Annotated in this window: 23 protein-coding genes and 1 pseudogene; 6 read left to right on the top strand and 18 right to left on the bottom strand. The window is 44.1% G+C overall.

All coding sequences use genetic code 11. The annotated features are described in order from the left end of the window. The first annotated feature begins 268 nt into the window (after window positions 1-268). A complete protein-coding gene (locus DK846_RS00525) occupies window positions 269-733 on the top strand; it encodes a GyrI-like domain-containing protein (RefSeq protein ID WP_109966972.1) in 465 nt (154 codons plus the stop codon). A 7-nt stretch (window positions 734-740) separates the two neighbouring features. On the opposite strand, the gene DK846_RS00520 is transcribed toward DK846_RS00525, so the two are convergent. After that, a complete protein-coding gene (locus tag DK846_RS00520; RefSeq protein WP_146201083.1) occupies window positions 741-1,694 on the bottom strand; it encodes a PhzF family phenazine biosynthesis protein in 954 nt (317 codons plus the stop codon). A 140-nt stretch (window positions 1,695-1,834) separates the two neighbouring features. Between DK846_RS00520 and DK846_RS00515 the strand changes: the two genes are divergently transcribed. Then, a complete protein-coding gene (locus DK846_RS00515) occupies window positions 1,835-2,866 on the top strand; it encodes a hypothetical protein (protein ID WP_109966970.1) in 1,032 nt (343 codons plus the stop codon). A 468-nt stretch (window positions 2,867-3,334) separates the two neighbouring features. On the opposite strand, the gene DK846_RS00510 is transcribed toward DK846_RS00515, so the two are convergent. Continuing rightward, the gene (locus DK846_RS00510; RefSeq protein ID WP_181391556.1) at window positions 3,335-7,219 is read right to left on the bottom strand and encodes an MASE3 domain-containing protein; all 3,885 of its coding nucleotides are present in this window, start codon (window positions 7,217-7,219) and stop codon (window positions 3,335-3,337) included. Between the two features lie 289 nt (window positions 7,220-7,508). Between DK846_RS00510 and DK846_RS18250 the strand changes: the two are divergent. From DK846_RS18250 to DK846_RS00490, 4 genes and pseudogenes are all read left to right on the top strand, one after another. After that, window positions 7,509-7,610, top strand: a pseudogene (locus DK846_RS18250) (hypothetical protein); the annotation flags it as partial. 192 nt (window positions 7,611-7,802) lie between these two features. Beyond that, complete coding sequence (locus DK846_RS00500; RefSeq protein ID WP_109966967.1) at window positions 7,803-8,132, top strand: HepT-like ribonuclease domain-containing protein; 330 nt, start codon at window positions 7,803-7,805, stop codon at window positions 8,130-8,132. A 325-nt stretch (window positions 8,133-8,457) separates the two neighbouring features. After that, window positions 8,458-10,326 (top strand): PKD domain-containing protein, encoded by a 1,869-nt coding sequence (locus DK846_RS00495; RefSeq protein WP_181391555.1) that lies wholly within the window; start codon window positions 8,458-8,460, stop codon window positions 10,324-10,326. Window positions 10,327-10,397: 71 nt separating this feature from the next. Beyond that, window positions 10,398-10,613, top strand: a complete 216-nt coding sequence (locus DK846_RS00490) for a hypothetical protein (protein WP_146201082.1) — start codon at window positions 10,398-10,400, stop codon at window positions 10,611-10,613. Between the two features lie 83 nt (window positions 10,614-10,696). Here the strand turns inward: DK846_RS00490 and DK846_RS00485 are convergent, their stop codons facing one another. The 16 genes from DK846_RS00485 to DK846_RS17495 form a co-directional block, all read right to left on the bottom strand. Continuing rightward, window positions 10,697-12,157, bottom strand: coding sequence for a type I restriction-modification system subunit M (locus tag DK846_RS00485; protein ID WP_109966964.1), 1,461 nt, complete (start codon window positions 12,155-12,157; stop codon window positions 10,697-10,699). Continuing rightward, complete coding sequence (locus tag DK846_RS00480; RefSeq protein ID WP_181391554.1) at window positions 12,157-12,546, bottom strand: HEPN domain-containing protein; 390 nt, start codon at window positions 12,544-12,546, stop codon at window positions 12,157-12,159. The genes DK846_RS00485 and DK846_RS00480 overlap by 1 nt, the downstream gene beginning before the upstream one ends. Next, on the bottom strand, window positions 12,539-12,892 hold the full coding sequence (locus DK846_RS00475) for a nucleotidyltransferase domain-containing protein (RefSeq protein ID WP_109966962.1): 354 nt from the start codon (window positions 12,890-12,892) through the stop codon (window positions 12,539-12,541). The genes DK846_RS00480 and DK846_RS00475 overlap by 8 nt, the downstream gene beginning before the upstream one ends. Before the next feature lie 12 nt (window positions 12,893-12,904). Next, window positions 12,905-13,237, bottom strand: a complete 333-nt coding sequence (locus DK846_RS00470) for a nucleotidyltransferase domain-containing protein (protein WP_109966961.1) — start codon at window positions 13,235-13,237, stop codon at window positions 12,905-12,907. After that, a complete protein-coding gene (locus tag DK846_RS18085) occupies window positions 13,213-13,335 on the bottom strand; it encodes a hypothetical protein (RefSeq protein WP_281269799.1) in 123 nt (40 codons plus the stop codon). The genes DK846_RS00470 and DK846_RS18085 overlap by 25 nt, the downstream gene beginning before the upstream one ends. A gap of 40 nt (window positions 13,336-13,375) precedes the next feature. Next, the gene (locus DK846_RS18245) at window positions 13,376-13,588 is read right to left on the bottom strand and encodes a HEPN domain-containing protein (protein ID WP_109967754.1); all 213 of its coding nucleotides are present in this window, start codon (window positions 13,586-13,588) and stop codon (window positions 13,376-13,378) included. Further along, a complete protein-coding gene (locus DK846_RS00460) occupies window positions 13,575-15,107 on the bottom strand; it encodes a restriction endonuclease subunit S (RefSeq protein ID WP_109966960.1) in 1,533 nt (510 codons plus the stop codon). Before DK846_RS00460 ends, DK846_RS18245 begins: the two co-directional genes overlap by 14 nt. 177 nt (window positions 15,108-15,284) lie before the next feature. Beyond that, entirely contained in the window at window positions 15,285-15,491 is a 207-nt protein-coding gene (locus tag DK846_RS00455; RefSeq protein WP_109966959.1) for a hypothetical protein, read from the bottom strand. Window positions 15,492-15,555: 64 nt separating this feature from the next. Then, a complete protein-coding gene (locus tag DK846_RS00450; protein WP_109966958.1) occupies window positions 15,556-15,888 on the bottom strand; it encodes a nucleotidyltransferase domain-containing protein in 333 nt (110 codons plus the stop codon). Between the two features lie 61 nt (window positions 15,889-15,949). Then, the gene (locus tag DK846_RS00445) at window positions 15,950-16,177 is read right to left on the bottom strand and encodes a type II toxin-antitoxin system HicA family toxin (protein ID WP_109966957.1); all 228 of its coding nucleotides are present in this window, start codon (window positions 16,175-16,177) and stop codon (window positions 15,950-15,952) included. Next, a complete protein-coding gene (locus DK846_RS00440; protein ID WP_109966956.1) occupies window positions 16,161-16,379 on the bottom strand; it encodes a type II toxin-antitoxin system HicB family antitoxin in 219 nt (72 codons plus the stop codon). Before DK846_RS00440 ends, DK846_RS00445 begins: the two co-directional genes overlap by 17 nt. A gap of 78 nt (window positions 16,380-16,457) precedes the next feature. Beyond that, the gene (locus DK846_RS00435) at window positions 16,458-19,205 is read right to left on the bottom strand and encodes a type I restriction endonuclease subunit R (RefSeq protein ID WP_109966955.1); all 2,748 of its coding nucleotides are present in this window, start codon (window positions 19,203-19,205) and stop codon (window positions 16,458-16,460) included. Window positions 19,206-19,535: 330 nt separating this feature from the next. Beyond that, the gene (locus DK846_RS18240) at window positions 19,536-19,883 is read right to left on the bottom strand and encodes a HepT-like ribonuclease domain-containing protein (RefSeq protein ID WP_109966954.1); all 348 of its coding nucleotides are present in this window, start codon (window positions 19,881-19,883) and stop codon (window positions 19,536-19,538) included. Then, window positions 19,880-20,194, bottom strand: coding sequence for a nucleotidyltransferase family protein (locus DK846_RS00425; protein WP_109966953.1), 315 nt, complete (start codon window positions 20,192-20,194; stop codon window positions 19,880-19,882). Before DK846_RS00425 ends, DK846_RS18240 begins: the two co-directional genes overlap by 4 nt. Window positions 20,195-20,565: 371 nt before the next feature. After that, on the bottom strand, window positions 20,566-20,946 hold the full coding sequence (locus DK846_RS00415; protein ID WP_109966952.1) for a hypothetical protein: 381 nt from the start codon (window positions 20,944-20,946) through the stop codon (window positions 20,566-20,568). Beyond that, the coding region (locus tag DK846_RS17495; protein WP_181391553.1) for a hypothetical protein at window positions 20,943-21,924 on the bottom strand (982 nt) is incomplete at its 5' end. The genes DK846_RS17495 and DK846_RS00415, both read right to left, overlap by 4 nt.

Genomic DNA, 21,924 nt, shown 5'->3' with positions numbered 1-21,924 from the left:
GATTACACTTGTTTTGACTGGTTGACAACTGTAATACATCAAAGACCGCTTAATGAATGATGTTCAGCTGATCTGCTTCGTGCTATTAATATCGAATCGGACTCATACCTATACTCGAAATATATTGAGATATAAATTGAGATATAAAAATACCCAGTATCCGAGTATTTATCCGAATAAGTCTCACAGGGACTGATCTCAAAAAACCGTATCCATCGAGTCACTGATCACTATTCATATATGCTCATCCAGTTCACCGGTTAATGCAATGATGACCAGTCACCGAATTATTACCGACCCCATGTATATCATCGGCATAGAGACCCGGACATCAAATCAGGAAGTACTGATCACACTACCCCGGATGTGGCAACGCCTGTTTCAGGAGAACCTGATTGCACAGGTACCGAACAAAATCAGTTCGGACATCTATGCGATCTACACCACATACGAGGGAGATCATACAAAGCCATACACCTATATCCTGGGATACCAGGTACGTGACCTCACAGAAATTCCTCCGGGACTGACAGGAATTACCATCGCTCCGGCCTCATACGAGGTATTTACCGCGAGAGGAAGATTACCTGATGCAGTGGCCCAGACATGGGAGGAGATCTGGACACCTGAAGTTGATGCAAGACGGGCATATCATACTGATTTTGAGATATACGGCGAGAAGGCAGCCAACCAGGAAGACGGGGAGGTTGAGATCTGTATCGGCATTGCCTGATACCAGATTACACCACCAGTTCTCCTTTTGCAACCAGGAAGACCGAACCTCCGATCTCAACGGTGATCTTTCCCTCATTCTCTTCCACTTTTCCATAAATCAGGGATGGACGGTTGATCTCATGGCCCTGTTCAATCATAACAACCGGGGGGAGTTCAGAAATATACCGGTATCTATGCAGATACGCCATCAGGCATCCTCCTGCACTGCCGGTTGCCGGATCTTCGGCAAGCCCGTAATATGGTCCGAACATCCGTGCATTCAGAGTATTTTCGGGATCGTATGGCTCATTGCAGAAGAAATACAGTGCTTTTGCTTCTGACCTGGAGATAAGGTTCTCATAAATATCCATATTGATCCGTGCAGCTTTCACTGCTTCTCGTGACTTCACCGGAATTAAGATAAACGGCAGTCCGATGGAGACCTCCTGAATTGGAAACCTGGTATCTAGTGTTGATTCAGGCAGTGAAAGGGCCTGTGCCACCTCAGCAGGTTCAAATGTTTTTCCAAAGGTCGGCTCTGGCTGTCTCATCCAGAAAACAGAAGGTTTTCCAATCTCCAGGCAGTAGGAGACCGGAACCAGTCCAACCTGTAGATCAAGGATAATCTCGTTCTCCGGGTGTTTCATGATCATCTCCCTGATAACAAACGCGGTTCCCAGAACCGGGTGTCCGGCAAACGGGACCTCATGCTCAGGGGTGAAGATCCGTACCGGATAGGTGTTATCCAATGCAGCTGCAGGACCAACGAATGTAGTCTCTGAAAAATGCATCTCCCTGGCTATCTCCTGCATTTGTTCTGATGTTACCTGAGAAGGAGCAAGAACGACAGCCAGTTGATTGCCGGTAAACCGTTTCTTTGCAAAGACATCGACAATATAATATGGGATCTTCATGGTGACAGACTCTGTACACCCGTTTGACCCGATGAGAGATAGGTATTGAGATCGATCGTCATTCACCGGTCAGGGGAATCATCCGGTAATCAACCCCAGTGTGATTCAGGAAATTTCAACCTTGACCACATACTTCAATCAGATACCCGGGAGAAGGTGGAGAAGTCAGATAATAGTACTAAATACTTTCACAACCCTGAGTGGCTATGCATATTTCATATCAGACATGTCTCCTCCTGATGATGCTCATGATCCCTCTGGGGGTTGGTGCAGTGAGCAGCCAGGAGCAGATCTGGACCAACGAAAACACAGATAAACTGTTTAACACCCCTGATAAACCGACCCTGGTAACTTTTAACTCGTGTGTGAAGATCCTCTCGATCACCACAAATCACTGGAATTACGGGAAAGGGGATAATCCAGGGAAGATAAGTTTATTCCATGAGGACGGAACCCAGTATGGCCCCTGGGGGACATTTGGAAAAAACGGGACAAAGAACGAACAGAATGTATACTGGGTCTCAAATCCCGGGGATGAACTGAAACCCGGAACTTATTCGGTAGCTGATTCAAATCCCACTACCTGGGCTTATAATGACGGATCTGACAACCGGGGGATCGTGACAGTCGCATTCGAACCGGTAGCGTGTCTGAACGAATCAGGCAATGTTTCTCTGGAATCTCAGGAAACAATTACCCCAATCCCTACCATCCCTGAAGAGATGGTAGGAGGAATCACGATTACAGCTGGTGATCTGGATCCCGCTACACTCAAAGGGGGAGCAAATACCACCGAAACAGTCCCAGTCATTGAGCAGGTCGCATTCAGACCACTAAGCAGTTCGATTCATGGGGGAGACCCGGCATATGTGATGATCAGGGTAAAAAATACCGGTGAGCGGGCACTTGAAGACGGGTATGTAACGATCAGGTTCATCAGTAAGGATGGCAAGTATTCTTACAAAGGAGGAACGGCCCATATTCCGACCATTAATGTCGGTGAAGAACGGGATGTTCCCCTGATCATCAAGACAGAAGGAGCGGGAGAGAAAAAGACGGGTAATACCCTCTATTGTTCAGAGTATCTCCTGGACGGTAGTATCAATGAATTGATGGAAGGCGGGTATTTTGAAAAGAGAGGAGAGCTGTCTATGTCACGTGAGAAATTTATTGATATTAACGGGTGTTGTCAGGAGCCCTACAGTGGAACCTCGGTCAGAGGATGCAGGGGTGAGTAAAGGGTATCTGGTCGCGAATGCGACCACAATGATACCATCATCAGAATCGCGAGAGAGCAGGAGGAAATCATTTCTGAATAACTGGAAATATTCAGCAGGAAGACTCTGATTCATAATGCCCTTTTGATATCACTATCCCTCTTATCTTTCCCGGTATCCGGTTAACCTGCTGAATACACGTGGAGGTGAAAGAACACGTACCCTACAGGATGAGCAAATCCATGATCTCTGGATTTGTGACGATACCAGAAAGAAGGGTCATTTCAAAGCAGGAGATATGCCGTATACCAGACTGAAGACAACGATGAACCGGGGGATGACTATAAGGGATTTAGCCCATTCCTCGGAGATAAAGAATTGATAGATGAGTGTAAACGAAATAATGTCAATCAAACGAGACCTTGATATTCGTATTACATGTGATCCTGTTACGATCATATGACTGTAATAGCCTAACCTTGAAAATTTTCATCCATCGTTGCTACAATAGCGGTATTCTCCATGAGGTACAAGGATATCAAACCGTGCTCCTACTCCTGGCACCCCATTTTCAATGATAGTAATTCCGGTAATAGAGAGAATTTCGCGGGAGAGAAAAAGACCGAGACCAGTATGTTTTCCAAATCCTTTTGAGAATAATTTTTCCTTATCCTCTATACTGACCCCCTCCCCATCATCTTCTACCACAATGATCAGGGAATCATTCTCTTCATGGCTTGAAACACGGATTGATGTCATTTTTTCACCTCCGTATCGCATTGCATTATCAAAAAGATTATAAAACACCTTCTGGAGCAGTGGATCTGCGAATATCTCCAGATGTGATTCTTCGAAAAATATCTGAACAGTTTCATGGTGAAGCAGTATGGAACAATTTTTTATGATAGGAGCGACCTTTTGCCAGTTTGGAGCCACTACACCTAAATCTTCATAATCTTTTGTAAAACTGATCTGATTATAGATATTATCAACGATACCTTTCTCTTTCTCAATTACTTCCAATTGTTTGGTTGAATCATTAATAGCATCTTTAGCGAACTCCAAAAGAAATAGCAGGACCTGAATCTGGTTATTGATGTCATGTCTGGTGATACTGGAGAGCAGATTTAGTTTTTTATTAGCCTGTTGTAAGGCCTTTTCTGCAAATTTCCGCTCTGTGATGTCCCGGACAACTCCGAGCATGACTTTGGTTCCCTGAATGGTAACAACATGGGTGTTGACTTCAACCGGTACGATTGAACCATCTTTTCTCCGGTATTCAGTCTCAAACCTTGCAGTTCCGGTGGTTTGTTGTGTTTCATTGATTTTTTCAAGGGGTGGAGAATGGTAATCTGTTGTGATATCAGACGGTGCCATTGCGAGCAATTCATCCCTGGTATATCCTAATATCCTTGAGGTGACGTCGTTAATCTCAGTGAATCGTCCTAGTGTCCCATCTTCCTTGATTTCATGAATATGTATCGCATCTGAAGTATTGTTGAAGATATCACGGAACTTCTGCTCGCTCTCAATAAGTGCATCTTCTGCCCGCTTGCGGGCGGTTACATCATCATATATGGCAACGACTTCCCCTGAAGGAAGCATGTAAATATAATTCTCCCGCCAACTGGAAACACGATTATCCTGATAAAAGGAGAGGGGATGGTGTTCGGGTATTCCTGTGTGCCAGACTCTGTGGAACACTTCCATAATTCCAAACTCAAAGATACCAGGAAATACCTCGCTGACATTTTTCCCTATCATATCCTGCTTTGAAATTTTTTCAATTGCTTCAGCAGCGGGATTTGCGTCAACAATTACAAAATTTGCACCGTCATCCACTGCCCGGTAGACCACAACACCACTGCTCATGGAGTTGAAAAGTTCCCTAAACCTGATTTCACTCTCCCGCAGGGCTTCCTCGGCTGATTTACGTTCTGTGATATCCATCAGGTTTCCAGAAAGAGCCTGTTGACCCTGGTACGGTATCAATGTCCCCATGATACTGACGAGGATAGTCCTTTGGTCTTTGGTGATCAGACGGCATTCATAGACACTGATCGTTTCCTTATGGTCAACTCGGGCCATCATCCTACCCCGAACCATATCACGATCATCAGGGTGGACGGAATCCAGGGGATCCATTCCGATCAGTTCTTCAGGAGTATACCCCAGAATCTTTGCAAAGGTAGGATTCGCATATTTCACGAGACCATCCATGAAAATATATACCCCGGTCAATGAGCTCTCACTCATTGTTCGAAACCGCTCTTCGCTTTCTTTGAGAGCTTCTTCCACATGCTTACGCTGGATAAGGATCCACGCGTTTTTAGCAAGCAGGGTGAGCACGGCGATATCTTTCTCATGATAATCCGTTGCTTTATTTCCCACACCCATTATTGCAACAATCTTGTCTGCGTCGAGTATGGGGACGACGAGTTCACGAAGGACTGGAGCATGACCTTCAGGCAGCCCTTTTTTATGTGGCATGTTTGCGTAATCATTGTGAATGATAGGTTTTCGTTCACGGAGACAGTCTACCCAGACACCTGCTTTCTCCACTGGATAGTGCCGAATGGGTTCCTTGGGAATAAAACAATGTTTACGGGTTTTTGTCGACCATGTAACCAACTGGATCGTTTGTTCATCAGGATTTATTAGATGAAAGAACCCGATTGTACTGTTTGTAAGCCGTTCTGCTTCATCGAGCGTGTAACTCATGCTCTCGCTTGCAGACATGGTATCAATCAACTGGTTTAATTGTACTGCAACCTGAACAGCCTCATCAGCCTGCTTTCGTTCAGTGATGTCAAAAATAATCCCCTGGTAGTGTGTGATCTGACCGGCATTATCTCGCCTTATCCAGGTTCTATCATCAATCCAACATATTGTCTGGTCAGATTTTATGATACGATATTCCTGGTTGAATTCTTCCCGTCCCTCTTCTGAACTATATCGAGTTACTTCAGCAAAAACGCGGCCAATGTCATCAGGGTGAATAATATTTGAAAAAACAATATTGCCAGAAAGGAAATTTTCTACAGTATACCCAAGCTGACCGATGTTTTCAGATACATATTGCACCGGCCATCCCTCTTCTGCTTTCCAGACAAAGACAATGGCAGGACTGTGCCTGATGACAAAGTCAAGTTCCTTTAACGATTTCTCAGCCTGTTTACGTTCAGTAATATCCCAACCTTCTGCGATGAGAAGAAATACGGTGTCATTCCTATCTCTCACTGGTTTTAACGAGAAATCAATATTTATAAAATCCTTACCTGAGGGATGGGTCGCTTCGAAACGCACTACTTCCCCAGATGCTACACGTCTGATTGCACATTTTAATTGATCCTGTTGAACAGGATCGTGGACCCACCATGGGGTGTTCCAGAAAGGTTTCCCCAGAACAGATCCCGGGTCGAGGTTTTCATCAAGGAGGTATTTTACCGCTATCGCGTTCATTTCCCTGAGGATTCCCTGAGAATCAAGTACTCCCATCAGATGATACGTCTGGTCAAAAACGGCCCTGAATTCTTCTATACTCTCCTGCAAGGCATTCTCTTTTTCTTTCAATTCATGAAATATCAGGTTATATGGCCGGGTCAGGCTGATGACAATAAATACCCGGCAAAACAGATAGACAGAGATGAATCGAAAGAAGTGACCAAGCAGGTTCATGAACCCGTACACACTCACATAAGAGGTGAAAGCCAGTTCTCCGAGAATGAGAAATGTCTGCGCTAAAATGAGAAGTTTCAAGACGACTGGATCGAAGTGCTCCCGTCTCAGGAACAGAATAATAATCGTAAGAATAAGGATAAACGAGATGATGAACTCGCTTACAATTTTGAACGGTGTCAGCCCAATACCATCAATGTAACAGGATGGAAATGTATGCCAGGAAAAAATACTGGCATAGAGGAAGGCAGATGCAATGGCACATACCGCAATAATTATACTAGCATCATATTTTCGATCCCTAGTAATAGATCTCCCGATAAACAGAGTTGCGACAAGGAAGGTGATACTCTGAAAGTAACGTGCTGCGATCCAGAGTTGTGTGGGTATATCAGCACCATTCCCTGGGATGATATTCATCCCTTTGTATGCTATTGTATGGAGGAGATCGAAACTACCGAAGAAAATGAATGATATACCAATAATTAAGAAAAAAGCCCCTGATATCTGTCTTCTGGTATTCCAGACGATGATAAAGATTGATAAAACAACGGCGAGACCCGCACCTTCTACGATTGTGTGGAAGAGAAGATAATTAATGGTGCTGATGAGATAAAGGGCACCAAGCATGATAAAGATGAATAAAATCTCAATAAGATTTGCCAGGTGAATAGGGAGTGGGAGAATCTTCTGCATGATGGAAGTTTGATAACCCATTGATGACACCGGTCTGTTCCCGTTATGTTTCAAATGAACTTATATGTGATTATACTTTTTTACACAAAGGAATACTGTGTGGATCATCAATTGAACGAGGAAAGATCAAGTTGAGTATCTGCCGACATTAGAATGGGTATGACTGAAACTGTTTCCGGATATACCGGTTATTAAATTGCTTCATTCCATATACCTGTTATCAGGATCTAAATTCCCATACTACTGAATATGCCAGCGAACATAAACATAAAAATCACGAGGAATACCAATGAAAACCCTCATCTTAAACAATCGTGATAAAATTGATGATATTTGTTTAAAACGTAATATCATCTCACTTACCCTGTTTGGCTCTGTAACAGGAGACCTGTTCAACCCTACAAAAAGCGACCTTGATTTCCTGGTAGAATTCGATAAGATGAAGGTGATCATGCAAAACAGTTCTTCAGCTTTATTGAAGATATGGAAAAACTGCTCCATATACCGGTTGATGTCATTGAACCATCGGCAATCAGAAATCCATACTTTCGGAGGTCAATGCAGGCATTTAAGGAGTTGATCTATGCCCGGGCATAACACCCAGAATTTGATCTTTGATAGTATTGAAGCAGGTGAGAGGATCTTTTCGTTTATATCAGGAAAAGCGTTTGATCAGTATACAAGTGATGTCCTGTTACAATCCGCTGTTGAACGGCAATTTAAAATAATCGGTGAGATACTCAACCAGGAAGTCAAAATAGATCCAGAACTTGGCTCCCAGATTAGTAATTCGTCTCAAATCATCTCATTTAGGAATTTTCCTATTCATCGACACCAGTTGGGTAATATCAATTATTCTTATGGTAATTCACCTTCCTGGTATAAAGATAGGTTAACAGGGTTCATTCATTGAATAATAAATCGGTTATTTGGGGCACCGCATTCGGGAGAGAATCATCTCACCGAACAACAGTTGAAAAACCCAATACCTGACCATTGTCTGTGTCATTGAATCTCAAAACCCAGACCACTGCAAAAAGCCGTAAAATTACATGGACCTGCGTAAAATAGATATTAAGAGAATTAATGACATATCCCACTGATATTTGTTTATCAGGGAAAAATTGTACGAATTATCCGAACAGGGCGATTATTATTGTCTCTGAAAAAACGGTCATTTTATATGGAGAAGTATCGCATCTTCAATTACCGTTCTAAAAAAGGGAACCGGGATGGTCATGTCACATAAATTTCTGATAATCATACTTCTCTTTGGCGTCGCGATCTTATTTCAGGATGTTTCTGGAGCCGGATATCATATACCGACAGTGAAAGAAGGATTACTGGATGAGATTGGATGTTATATAGGGGCATATCTGGGAGGAAACCAGGGGGCAAACAATAACATGTGCCTCAATTACTACAAGAGTGCAAGCGATAATCCCTATGAAACCCAAATCCTTGACCATCCTCAGCAATATGGAGAGATTAAATCTGATAATTACTCCGAAATGCTGAAAAGTATAGACACCGGAATCGATTCCTTCAGATCCGGGATTGAATCAATAAAGAATGGAGCAGGAAAGAAGCAGTTACTCTTTTCCCGATATTTTAACCTGTATTATTACCCTGATAACGATTATGGCAAAATTAAGTATACCGAGTCCCCTCCCCCTGATGTCTGGGCTGAAAAAGTTCTGCAACAAGGCGGCATTCCTGTACTTGTCCTCTACCCCTGGGCTCTGCAAAAAAACGGAGTCCTGGATATTTCAGCGAAAAACAGCCATAATATGGATGGTAATAGCATAATAAAAGAGATTGCCCAAAGATGTGATGCACTCAGTCAAAAATACGCAGATTCTCAGGGGAAACCCGCCACTGTCCTCATATGCTTCGGACTTGAGTATAATACCCAGGATATTGTAAATCCAGGGAAAAATGACCTTACTGACAACGCAAACAAACGGGCCTGGAGACAGATGTTCAGGGATGCTTATCAGATAGTGCATGCTAATGCCAATCCATCGGTGCAGATGGTATGGGCAGGCAATGTTGCCAGGACGAAAGGTGATAGAATCTATTACTGGCCCGGGACGGATGATTCAGGAAACCAGTTGAGTGAGGATTACGTTGACTGGGTTGGAATGACATGGTATCCCTGGAATGATGGACCAAAAACCCTGGATGATCTCTCTGATTTCTATAACTATTATGCCAGAGACCGCAAACACCCGATGATCTTCATGGAGACGAGTGCCGATGGGGATGGAATACCTGCAGACGAGTTATCTCTGAAAAATAACCAGGTCAAATACCTGTATAATGAGAATAACCTGAAAAAATATCCGAATGTCAAAGGAATTATCTGGTTTAACGTGGTTAAAGGGGAAAATAATGTAAATCAGCAACTTGTGACAAAAAATTTCATGTTTCCTGATGCTAATTGGGAGAATCATGGCAAAAGCACAACCCAGCCAGGTTCCATGTATTCTGCATCAGATCATACCCATATGATGAATGAGTTGTATCCGGATGCCGTGTCCGAATCCTATTTTATTGGACCATCATCACTCGTTCTCTCTGCGAATTTTAGTGCCGATATCAGCGAAAGTAACATGACCGTGGTATGCACAGATACGAGTACTGGTCCGGGAATTATCTCATGGAGTTGGGATGTAGACGGGGATCAGAAACCTGAGTATTACCGACAGAATATTACCCATCATTACCAGAATTCCGGAACATATCCTATCACACTGACGATATCAGATGGTACGCAGGTCAGGTCATGTACATATACCTACACCATCCCGCCAACGATTGGGAAAAAGAGTTATATCTCAATCGGTTCTCTCCCAGGAGGGGCAGATATCTGGCTCGATGACCGGGATAAGATAGGGCGTACGATCACCTCGGCGATACCATACCTGGTGCCCTCGGGGAGACATACCATTACTCTTAAAAAGAACGGGTATCAGCAATGGAAGGTTGTGTATGCCCTCACCTGGCCGCAACATCAATATTTCGGAGTAGTAAGACTTCAGAAGATGTTTGCGTCAACAGATGAAAATCAGGTTGAAGGTGAAATTCCTGAATCGTGGGAGTGAGTTCGGTAATCACCTCCCCGTTATCATTCTCCCAAGCCGAACTCACCCTCTCTAGATCAAAACTATGCACCATGGATCGTATTTTTTACTGGAATTATGGAAAACGGGATGATCCCGGGAAGATCATGTTATTTCATGAGGACGTGACCCAGTACGGTCCCTGGGAAACATTTGGAAAAAACGGGACAAAGAATGAGCAGAATGTATACTTGGTCTCAAATCCCGGGGATGTTCTAAAACCCAGGACCGAGGGGTTAAGGAAGGGAGTGAAAAGGGAGATTGGTTAAAACAAAGAAATGAGGAGAGTTCAGCAAGTTTCTCGAATAGGTGCCGCCGGTTTTATGCATTCGGAAATTGACATACATTTGGATTACTGACTCTCTCCGAGCCCGTCCAATACTTCCCTGAACTGTTCCAATGCTGCTTCAAGGTTATCCACAATCTCCGCTGCGATAATATCCGGCTCCGGTAGATTATCCGCATCTTCCAGGCTCTCATCCCGGAGCCAGAAGATGTCAAGGCTTACCTTGTCCCGGCCCAGGATTTCCTCATACGTAACCGATTTAAACCGTTCTGATTCTTCCCGGTGATGCCTTTTTTCCGGGTGATAACATCTGATAAAATCCTCAAGATCTGCATACTTGAGAGGATTCGTCTTCAGGGTGAAGTGCATATTGGTCCGGAGGTCATAGAACCAGACTTTTTCTGTCCAGGGAGTCTCTGACGCCTGTTTCTTCTCAAAGAAGAGGACGTTTGCCTTAACCCCTTGAGCATAAAAGATACCGGTAGGGAGCCGGAGAATCGTATGAAGGTCGCATTCATGGAGAAGTTTTTTTCGCACAATCTCCCCGGCTCCTCCTTCGAAGAGGACGTTATCAGGCACAACGATCGCACACTTTCCATTAATCGTGAGAATCGTCCTGACATGCTGAAGGAAATTGAGCTGTTTGTTCGAGGTGGTTGCCCAGAAATCTCCCCGTTCAATGGTGAGCCCTTCTTTATCAGCCTTCCCTTCATCATTTACGATGGTGATACTACTCTTCTTTCCAAAGGGAGGATTGGTGAGGACGATATCATATCGATCTCCCGGGTCTGCAGCCAGGGCATCAGCGACCGTGATTGGACTTTCATCACCTCCAATCCCGTGAAGAAACAGATTCATGGCACAGAGTCGGGCGACATTATCTACAATATCGTATCCCCTGAATATTTCTGATTTGAGCTGTTTCATCTGCTCTTTGTTGAGGTTGAATTCCCTTAGGAGATACTCCTGGGCTGCAAGGAGAAAACCCCCGGTTCCGCAGGCAGGGTCGCAGATCGTCATTCCTGGCTGGATATTGGTGACCTCAACCATCGCCCTGATGAGGGCTCTCGGGGTGAAGTACTGCCCGGCACCGGACTTGGTATCTTCTGCATTCTTCTGGAGCAAACCTTCGTAAATATCCCCTTTAATATCGATATCCATGCTGATCCAGTTTTCATCATGGATAAGAGAGATGAGTCGTTTGAGTTTTGCAGGATCGTTGATCCTATTCTGGGATTTCCGGAAGATGACCCCGAGCATACCTTGCATTTTTCCTAGAGATTCGAGGATATGCCGATAGTGAACTTCGAGTTCATCTCCATCTTTTTCGACCAGACTTTCCCAGTCCAGCCCGACAGGGATGGTTGATGGTTTGTTGAAAGGAGGTTGTGTCTGCTCATCTGCCATCTTCAGGAAGACAAGGTAGGTGAGTTGTTCTACATAATCACCATACGAAACCCCGTCATCCCGGAGGACATTACAGTAATTCCAGAGTCGCTGTACAATAGTTGCTGATTCGTTTGCCATTAGAGGTTCCGTGAAAAGAGGGATTCGCAGGTCTCAATAAAATGTCTGCTATCAATAAGAACATTTTTAGATATTATTTCGGTGATCTCTTCCCCACTGCCATAATCTGCAGATTCACGTAATGGTTCTGTGTGAGCCAGTGTAGACCAGGTTTCATAATCCAGAAGTCCTGACTTCACATATTGATCGCTGATCTGTGCGATTAATCCGCGATGTGTTTTTGTAATAATTCCCTTTGTTGAAAGCAATGCCTTTGCTGCATAATACATGGCATAATAACTCCGGGATACTGCATCCTCATAATGACCATTCTGATGAAGTTCTTCAGCGACTGAAAGGCGTTCATACGCTTTTTGAAAGAGAATTTTTCCCTCATTCGAATCAGACAACTGGTATCCCCTCACGTGTAACTTCTTGAATGAACAAAAAACCGGATCGCTTCTGATATTGTTCCTCGGTCATCACTTTTGCCGAAATCATCACTCCAATCTCTGGATAAAAATAAAATCCAGCATCCATTATGCTTTTTTTCAGTTCCCAGGAATCATCATTTGTCAGAACAAGAAGATCAACATCGGAGTCTTTATGATAATCTCCCCGGGCATAGGATCCAAATAAGATGATATGAGTAATTTTTCCGGGAAATAGGGCCTGGATTTTCTCAGTAAACCTGTTGATTGCTTCTTGTATGATAGAAGGGAGGGATTGAGGGATAGTGGAAAAGGTCTGATTCATTGTACACTCCGTTTATGCAGGGATTGAAATGGCTGTTCCTTGTCTGATGAAAGACATCCGGAGGGAGTGTTCAGTCTCATACTCTGTCAGGGTCAGGAGGATGAGGTCTACCTGGATGTGATACCGGTCGATGATGTGAAATAATGCAGACTTTACCCGTTTTCGTCGCTCAAGTGAGGTAATACCCTCGAATGATGGAGAAATGAGAGCGAGATCAATATCACTCTCGTTCGTTGCTGATCCATCAGATTGGGAGCCGAATAGCACGATCATGGCGATATCGACACCAAGGTTTTTGATTTCTTGTAAGAAGTCGGCAATCAAAGTTTCAATTTGCGAATCCATGTGAGGAATCCTCCGGTATCTTCTATGATCGTGTGGTCTTTCTCTTTAGTAATATCAATCAGAAGAATATCAAGTATCGGTGAATATCTGATCTTCACACTCATATCTCCCAGAATATCCATCAGGTTTTCAAACCTTTCAGGAACTCCTCCCGGTATTATCTGGATGAGAAATATTAGAGAGGTATCCGGGAGGTTGTACCTGAATATAATGAGCCTTTAATCCTTTTTCAAGAGCCAGATGACAACAGAAAATGGCTTTAGGATATCTTTTTCCCAGGAATAAATATTCGGTATCCTCGTAATCGTACTCAGCCTGACGGACCCATTCAGATACTTCAGGTTCCCTTATTCTTTCTCCCTCGTTTCTTCGGTTCCCTTGTTATCTTCTCCTGACGGATCTTCTCAAGGAGGACCGAGGCAGGCTCGTCGCTGGGATCCTGGGGGACGAGGCGACCTTCGAATGCTTTTTTCAGGATTGATTGACGGATTAAGTCTGATTGAAGGATTGATTGGAAGACAATTTTATCAATTGAATCAATAATTGAAATTTTTTGTCGAATTTCGGATACAATTTTATCTTGTTCCTTTTTTGGAGCTAGAGCAACTTTGAATACACGAACATCCTCTAAATTTAGAGTCTTTCTTGCTACTTCGTGAGCTTTACTCTCTAATTCTGCATTATTAGTTGGATGACGGATCCACATCTCTAGATAATGGGAATTAATGTGTTCGCTTAATGGAATAACGCCTACAGCTCTCGCAGTATTAGCTCCTTTAAGACAATCTGGTACAACTGCTGTTCTTCCAATCGCCCCAACCAATGAGACTAATACTTCTCCTCCTTGAAGGATCGTTCGCTTATATTTTTCTGAAATTTTTGGATCAATTTTTTTTAGATTTGTATTGTAAAATCCACCTTCTCCAATATCTCCTACACGAACAAGAGGAATCCCACCCTCTACCTCATCACCTGGTTGTAACACTCCATATGCACACGTTCGTTGTGCTGGATGGAGAGTTTCAATAGTTGTCCACACCCACCCCTCCGGAAGTTCTGGCAGTCCCTCCGCATCAACCGGCGGCAGTTCCTTGTATTTCTTATCCTTCCGCCGTTCTTCCCGGATCCGCTCAAGCAACACCGATACCGGCTCGATCTCATCCTTGTAAGCCTCTCGCCATGCCTCGGTCAGCTTTCCTTCGAAGGCATGTTTCAGGACGGCTTTGCGGTATTGGTTGAGTTTAACCTGAGCTGCCTGGAGGCTGGCGATGCCGGCGTCGAGCTGGGTGAATAACTCTTCGATTTTGGCGACGATGCGGTGCTGCTCGTTAAGGGGAGGCAAAAAAATCGAAAATTGATTGATCTTTTTTTGATCAATTCGTGGTAATTCTACACCACTTGTTATATGTGAAGCATAAGATACGTAATCGTAAGATAATAGGCGATAGAGAAAAAATTTATTGCTAATATTACTATTTTTCACAAATACAAGAATATCAGTCGAACATATACCATTTCTATCTGCAACCCATACTTTGTTTAAATTAGGCCTTAACTTGCCGTATAATAAATCTCCAGAATGAAAAACTGTTTTAGTACTTTTAATTTCTTCTGGACGACCAATGTCAATAATTTTTCCAGAATTTCTCTCAATATGTTCTAATCCAATATATGTGTAAATATTGGTAAAAGGTGGATTGGTTTTTTCTACTGATATATCGAGAATATCACCAATTGTGGTTACTATCCACCCTTTCGGCAACTCTCCATTCATCCGACTAGAATCTTCGATAATACCCACATCATCGGCCCTCAACTCCCTCAGCAAATTTCCTCCCCGGATGGTATCAATTTTTATTTTATCGGTCATAATATCCTAATTTTTATCATTACCTACGGAGAAAGGAGGTTTTAAAAGAACTAATACACTTCTTCATGGGTTCCAGTAGAAATAAGAAACACCCGGGTGCATGATCTATCCAGAAGATCCTGATGCTTTTTGCTCCACATCCTGAATATTTTTAATGACCTTTCATCCCCAATTACTTCAACCATTGAGGTCTGCCCATAAACCGTGAAACGATCCCGTTTTTGCACACCCGGACTGTGCATGTAACAGGGCCTCTTTTCCCCGGGATGCAAGGTCAGATCGTCTCTTATCTCTCAACCGGTTTTGGAGAATATCGATCAGATACTCCTGGTCATCAGTATCAAGTTCATCAATCTCTTCCAAAAGAAGATTAATTACTGACATACAAATTACCTTTTAATATGTCAAAGTCAGCAATAGGCTTTGCGAACCGGACGGAAAGGATATTTCATAACGTTCCCAAAACTATCTGATGGGGCCCGATTAACGCACTCCCCAGAACACTGGACCGGGTCTTCATCCTCTCAAACTCATCAATCGTATAACAAAGATAATCGATCGAATACCCTGACCTGATACTTTTTCTGACCAACGGAAACCGCTCATGTTGAGGAACACCCCGGAACCTCTCTGAAACCAGGATCACATCCAGATCCGACTCCTCATGAGCTGACCCACTCATCCGGGAACCGAACAGAATAACCTTATCAGGCGTAAACAACTCTGTCAATTTTGGAAGAATTTCCCGATAAAACGTATTGATGATTGAATCCTGCACCATAAAACCAGATCATCCGATGTTGGTATACAGTATCAGGTAAATATCCCGATATGCCTAGTAGTTACTCACCTTGCAACAGTGATACAAACACATCTTTGTCGATACCAACATCATTGATGATAGATCGAAGAAGACCCCGTTGAATCTCTTCTCCGCTATGGAATGGGATAACCGTGGTTCTTCCATCCGGATGCTGCATGATGAGATGACTTCCCCGCTTGCGTGTACAACTAAATCCTAGATCCGAGAGAACTCTGACAACCTTTCTTGGATCAGCTGGTCTCAACATCAATGATCTGAACCCCGACAAAGGATCGTACCATATCTGAAGAGGGGACGCCCTGCACATCGATGTACAACTCTATGGCTTCATGAATCCGTTCAAGAAGATCATCCATACCCTGTGCCTGGGTATGACATCCGGGGAGAGCGGGTACGGATGCAACAAACCACCCATCTTCATCCTTTTCAATAATGATATTGAATTGCATAACTCCTCGTAGAAATAGTATTCACGTTTCTCTCCTATCCATCTTCTGTATCATACCATATAAGGAGTGAATTGTCGTTTACCCTGCCAGAACCTCTGATAACTCAATCATCAACGGCTCAAGCCGTTCCCCGAAAACCTCCCATGCCTTCATCCTTCCCCCCCGGTCAGAAAACGGGTGATTATCAAGATCATCCATCTCAATCGAGAGTGATGCCGCGATATGGTCCCTGATCATCACCAGCCACCGGCATTGCTCGTGCGTAAAGGTATTTCCTAATTTCTCCTGCTCAGAAATCCATCGTCTAAACTCATCATGAACATGGGTATCGAACGGCTCCAGAACCGGTTCTTCACCCATCGCAAACCTGATAAGTGACACGATATTGGTCAAAAGTTTCTGTGGTCCGGCACCGTGAACTTTTGATGCCTCAAGCTGGGCATATGCTTTCCAGAGGATATCAGTACTCAGCAGATAGGGAGGCTGCTCAATACGGTTTGCAAGTTCTTTGATCGCCTCATACGTCAGATGACGCCTTCCATACGGCTGGCTGTACAGAATCCGGAGGGCTTCCAGTTCATCTTTATTGGTCTCGATGAAGGTGGTAAAGGTAGATACAACAGCCTGTGCCTTCTCTTTCGCATGAATATCAAAACCGGAAAAGACCACCTCATCGATACTCACCCGGTCGATAACCTGTTCATTCTTACGCCTGATATCCTCAAGCATCCGGCGGATAACAGGATCATCAAACGTCCTGCATGCCTCGGTTGTTAAAACTTCTGTCGCTTCAACAACCTGCTGGGATGTGGGAGAAGCAACCGCAAAGATCTCACGAGCCTTCTGATCCTGGATATCAGGATCGGTTGCATCCATCAATTGGTTGATGATCCTCCGGATCGGCACCTTGGTTACCTTCTCAAGATCAGCCCTGTCCGGAGAAGTCATCTCCCGGTCAATTCTGGCAATCCGTCCGGCAAGCGAGGTGAGCGTATCATCATCTCTGATACCGGTAGCTACCTGCTGAAGCAATTTCTCAAATGATACTGTCCTCTTTCGCTCAAGAGGCCTGATCTCAAGCTTCGGACTTTCACAGACCCCGACTGCATCAATCAGGATGAAATGAGTCTTATGATCTGCATCAGGTGTCACACTCTGGAGATCAGTATCATTAATCGTCCGGGTACCCCGGCCTTTCATCTGATCAAAATACGTCCGGGACCGCACATCCCGCATAAACATCACACACTCAAGCGGCTTGATGTCAGTCCCGGTAGCGATCATATCCACCGTTACCGCTATCCGGGGATGATAACTGTTGCAGAAACTCTTGATCAGGTTCTCCGGCTTCTCCCCTGTAGTTCGGTATGTGATCTTCTTACAGAACTCATTCCCTTTCCCAAACTCTTCTCTGATTATATGAACGATCTCTTCGGCATGGGCATCATCCTTGGCAAAAATAAGCGTTTTGGGAACCTCGGTCCTGCCCTGAAATATCTCGGTAAACAGAGCATCCCGCAAAGTCCGGATGACGGTCCTTATCTGATCAGGAACAACCACAGCCCGGTCTATCTGGGTGGGCGTGTAGGTAAAATCCTCATCTAGCATCTCCCATCTCTCCTTGCGGGAGAGCTTGTCACGTTTCCCTACCCAGAACCCTTTCTCTATCTCCGAGCCTTCATCAGTGATCTTTGTCTTGATCCGGTACACCTCATACCCGACATTTACCCCGTCAGCCACTGCCCGCTCATGACTGTACTCCATCACCAGATTGTTATGGAAAAACCCAATAGTCTGCTTTGAAGGGGTGGCTGTAAGACCAACCAATGAGGCATCAAAGTACTCAAGCACCTGTCGCCAGAGATTATAGATAGAACGATGACACTCATCGGTAATCACGAAATCAAACATTTCAATAGGTATTTTCGGATTGTATGAGATCGGAATTGGTTGCTGATCACCAGGCATATCAAAGAGTGACCGTTCTTCATTCTCCTCCTCAAATACCTCATCTCCTTTCAGCATCGAAAAGAGTCGCTGAATTGTGGTGATGCAAACACGGCTGACCGGATCTATTGTATTTTTGGTCAAATGCTGAACATTATAAAGATCAGTGAACTTACGTCCATCATCAGGCGTAACATACTGCTGAAACTCCTTGAGTGTCTGACGACCGAGATTGCTCCGGTCTACAAGAAAGAGCACACGCCTCGCATGAGCATGCTTGATCAACCGGTATGCAAAACTGACTGAAGTGAAGGTCTTGCCTGATCCGGTTGCCATCTGGATAAGTGATCGAGGGTGATCACTGGCAAATGAGACCTCAAGATTGGTGATCGCTTCCACCTGGCAGTCCCGAAGCCCTTTGACAATCAGGGGAGGCATCTGCTGGAGTCGGCGACGCAGTGGGGATTCTTCCTTTGCCCAGGAACGGAGTGTCTCTGGCCGGTGAAATCCAAACACCCGGCGGGACCGGGGCTCTGGATCCTGTTCAGACCGGAAAAAGGTCTCCACCCCAGAACTTTCATATGCAAATGGGAGGGGACGAAAGAGAGTGGGAACCGCTGCAGGCATACTGGTCAGATAAGCCTGGGTCTGTTCAGAAACTCCGGAGAGCGTAACCCCTTCGTGCTTGGCTTCTATGACACCAACGGCTTTCCGGTCGACAAATAGGAGGTAATCAGCAAAACCAGCTCCAACCGGATACTCACGAACTGCAACCCCAAAAGAGGCGCCCAGATTAATATCACGATAATCCTGAACTTTCCAACCCGCTGCTTCAAGCATCTGATCTATCTGCTGACGGGCCTTCTCTTCTGGTTTCATGATTGTTGAGAAATAATGACTCTATCTCGCACATTGTTTGAACCAAAAAACATTAAATGTATTGATTTTATCATATTAATCCATGAGAACACTCATGAAGTCTCAACAGGGAGCCTCAAAAGTATTAATGAAAAAAATACACGATTAAATTTCTTATTCATTCGGTTGAGAAGATAACCTCCCTCCGGATCTCTTTATCACCTTCTCCTCTAATTGAATCTCTATCATAACTCCGTGACCAGCCCGGTTCTATTATGTAACCCAGGCATGATATCCCGGGTTCCAGACGACTATCTCCTTGCATCAGGAAGACAATATGAAAGGAATATTTCAGTGCATCGATGACCTTTGTTTGTCATGAATAACCTGAATTTTTTCTTTTAATTCGGGAATGTCCTTTAACACGAATGACCATATAAGATTGAGATCTACACGATGATATTGGTGGATGAGAATATTACGAAGTGAAATAAGTCCTCTCCAATCAATCTCCGGATATAAGGAATGAAAAGAAGGGTCAAGTCGGTTAGTGGCCTCTCCAATAATTTCAAGGTTTCTTATAATTCCATCCTGAATCAAAGAGGATTGAAAAAAGGAGTCTTTTCCTTTTTCAGCATAGAATTCAATTTTTTCTAATGAATCAAGGATATCTATGAGGAAAATATCCTGATTCTTCACAGTGGAATTGCCTCCTTCAAAATGGTACCGGCGAGCATTGGGTGGAGAGCTGGTTTCGTTGTGATATCAATTGGTCTTCCAAGCAGGTCTTCAAGATCGTTTTTCAGACGGGCTAGATCGAGGAGACTTGCACCCTCAGCCATATCTACCAGGATATCAATATCTGAATTACTATTCTCTTCTTTTCTGGATACTGAACCAAATACTCTGATATTTGATGCACCATGTTTTTGAGCAAGAGCAATCAGTTCTGATCTCTTTGTTTTTAGGATTTCCATAACCGTTTGTGTTTTTTCATTATCGGTGGACATATGGAACCTCTCTTTATGAGTATCCTATGAGTAGATGTGGTAAGTTTGTTTTGTATCTATTTATATTACAAAGCAAACAATGCCATATATTCCTGAACTATCGTATTCCCATAAGTTTTAAGGTGAAAATAAATAGTAAATATTACATCAGTTAATGCTTCCTGATATGTGTTACCTTCACCAATGACAACGTCATTCAGACCCATGGGATAAGCGAAAATCCATCGGGATGATGTTCAGCGATTATTTATATTTGTTACACATGATTTTGTTTTGGTTTAGACTATCAAAAGGTTGTTCATAGGTTTATTTATTGAAAAACCCGAGGTTGATGGAAGCCATCCAACGAATATTATCAGATACCTCATCAATCAGCCACTATCCGTTTTCCCTACTTCCTCAAACAACGCTGCCTTCTTCTTCGGCCAGTACTCCAGCATATTCCAGACCTGCATAGTTATAGCCACAAACCTACCTCCACCTTCTCCCGGAACCTCGATCACTACCCCGTGACCGGACGTCGATAACTCTACCGTTCCCCCGGGGTCTATCGATATCCCCTCTTCCCGGTTTATCACCGCCCGGGCATCATTCCGGGATATCCTCCCGATTTCACCCGGACCGTCGATTATCACCCTGATCTGCTCATGAACAGGATCCGGCTTCAGCCTCCCAACCTTCCAGAGCACAGAGCACCCGAACAGAAACCAGAAGAGATGAGGCAGGTGAAACCGAAACACCGGCGAAATCATGACCCCTCCCGGAGAATCCTGGACCGGCATGAATCACACACAGCAACCCCGGACTCTGAATCGTGCCATGTTGCCTTGAACGTGTTACAGACCTGGCATCTCCCGATATCAGAATTCAGCCTGATTAGTGAAAGAGGATCAATCACACCGGGAAGAGCCCTGAACGATGCTGCCTCATCACGTTTCGCCTTCTCAAAACATGATCTGCAGATCTTCCTGTTCATCCGGGGAGGAGCAGCCAGCCGTTCCCGGGTCATCCTCTCCTGGTAGTGAACCCAATCTGACCCACAGCAGTCGCACGGACCCTGACCAAAACCCTGGTCAATCTCACAGAACTCATTCGTTCTCACCTTCATAGATCCTGACGAGCCATTGCAGAACGCTGCCGAACGTTCTGACAAACCGGGCTCATTTTGAGGAGTTGCAAATGAGTTGCTGAAATCAGTGCAATTATTATATTCAGTATTTTTACAATCAGGCGTTAATAATTCATCAGAATGATGATCCTGATCCCTAATTACGGAACTGCAATTTTCAGATGAAGAGACACAATCACATTCATGATCATCTTTCCTGCTCTCTGTATCTTCTCTTATTCCGTAATAAGTACATAAAAAATTATTATTATTATTTAATTCCTGATCTGATGTGCAATCTGAAACCGAATTCGTTGCAGAACATTCTGCAGTCAGCCCGCAACCATCAGCAGTTCCGAATTCTTCATGAACAATCTTCAGATCATTCCCATCATGACCGGTTTTATCATCAGAAGGCGGGTCATCTCTGTCAAGCCAGCATCCTCCCCCATACTTCCAGGCTTGGTACACCTGATCATCCCAGGAATAGGCTTTAGCTCTCCGGTGAGCAGAAGTCGTTCCGCTCTCATCCACAACGAGCGTCCGGTCACAGACCGATACAGCAGGACATTTCGTGAGAAGACCCTCATAGTGATGTCCTCTGCTTGATGACCCCTGGAGC

This window comes from Methanospirillum lacunae (assembly GCF_003173355.1).
Taxonomy (GTDB): domain Archaea; phylum Halobacteriota; class Methanomicrobia; order Methanomicrobiales; family Methanospirillaceae; genus Methanospirillum; species Methanospirillum lacunae.
Note: the sequence above shows the minus strand (reverse complement) of the source record. Positions and strands in the feature narration are given on the sequence as shown.

Bases quoted from the DNA above. Each gene is read 5' to 3' on its own strand.
- DK846_RS00470 (WP_109966961.1), bottom strand. From the start codon at position 13,237: ATGGATTCGCAAATTGAAACTTTGATTGCCGACTTCTTACAAGAAATC.
- DK846_RS00415 (WP_109966952.1), bottom strand. From the start codon at position 20,946: ATGATTTCGCCGGTGTTTCGGTTTCACCTGCCTCATCTCTTCTGGTTT.
- DK846_RS00450 (WP_109966958.1), bottom strand. From the start codon at position 15,888: ATGGTGCAGGATTCAATCATCAATACGTTTTATCGGGAAATTCTTCCA.
- DK846_RS00455 (WP_109966959.1), bottom strand. From the start codon at position 15,491: ATGTCAGTAATTAATCTTCTTTTGGAAGAGATTGATGAACTTGATACT.
- DK846_RS00475 (WP_109966962.1), bottom strand. From the start codon at position 12,892: ATGAATCAGACCTTTTCCACTATCCCTCAATCCCTCCCTTCTATCATA.
- DK846_RS00425 (WP_109966953.1), bottom strand. From the start codon at position 20,194: ATGTCCACCGATAATGAAAAAACACAAACGGTTATGGAAATCCTAAAA.
- DK846_RS00485 (WP_109966964.1), bottom strand. From the start codon at position 12,157: ATGGCAAACGAATCAGCAACTATTGTACAGCGACTCTGGAATTACTGT.
- DK846_RS00490 (WP_146201082.1), top strand. From the start codon at position 10,398: ATGGATCGTATTTTTTACTGGAATTATGGAAAACGGGATGATCCCGGG.
- DK846_RS00445 (WP_109966957.1), bottom strand. From the start codon at position 16,177: ATGTTGAGACCAGCTGATCCAAGAAAGGTTGTCAGAGTTCTCTCGGAT.
- DK846_RS00515 (WP_109966970.1), top strand. From the start codon at position 1,835: ATGCATATTTCATATCAGACATGTCTCCTCCTGATGATGCTCATGATC.
- DK846_RS00495 (WP_181391555.1), top strand. From the start codon at position 8,458: ATGTCACATAAATTTCTGATAATCATACTTCTCTTTGGCGTCGCGATC.
- DK846_RS00510 (WP_181391556.1), bottom strand. From the start codon at position 7,219: ATGCAGAAGATTCTCCCACTCCCTATTCACCTGGCAAATCTTATTGAG.
- DK846_RS00525 (WP_109966972.1), top strand. From the start codon at position 269: ATGATGACCAGTCACCGAATTATTACCGACCCCATGTATATCATCGGC.
- DK846_RS00500 (WP_109966967.1), top strand. From the start codon at position 7,803: ATGCCCGGGCATAACACCCAGAATTTGATCTTTGATAGTATTGAAGCA.
- DK846_RS00435 (WP_109966955.1), bottom strand. From the start codon at position 19,205: ATGAAACCAGAAGAGAAGGCCCGTCAGCAGATAGATCAGATGCTTGAA.
- DK846_RS00440 (WP_109966956.1), bottom strand. From the start codon at position 16,379: ATGCAATTCAATATCATTATTGAAAAGGATGAAGATGGGTGGTTTGTT.
- DK846_RS00460 (WP_109966960.1), bottom strand. From the start codon at position 15,107: ATGACCGATAAAATAAAAATTGATACCATCCGGGGAGGAAATTTGCTG.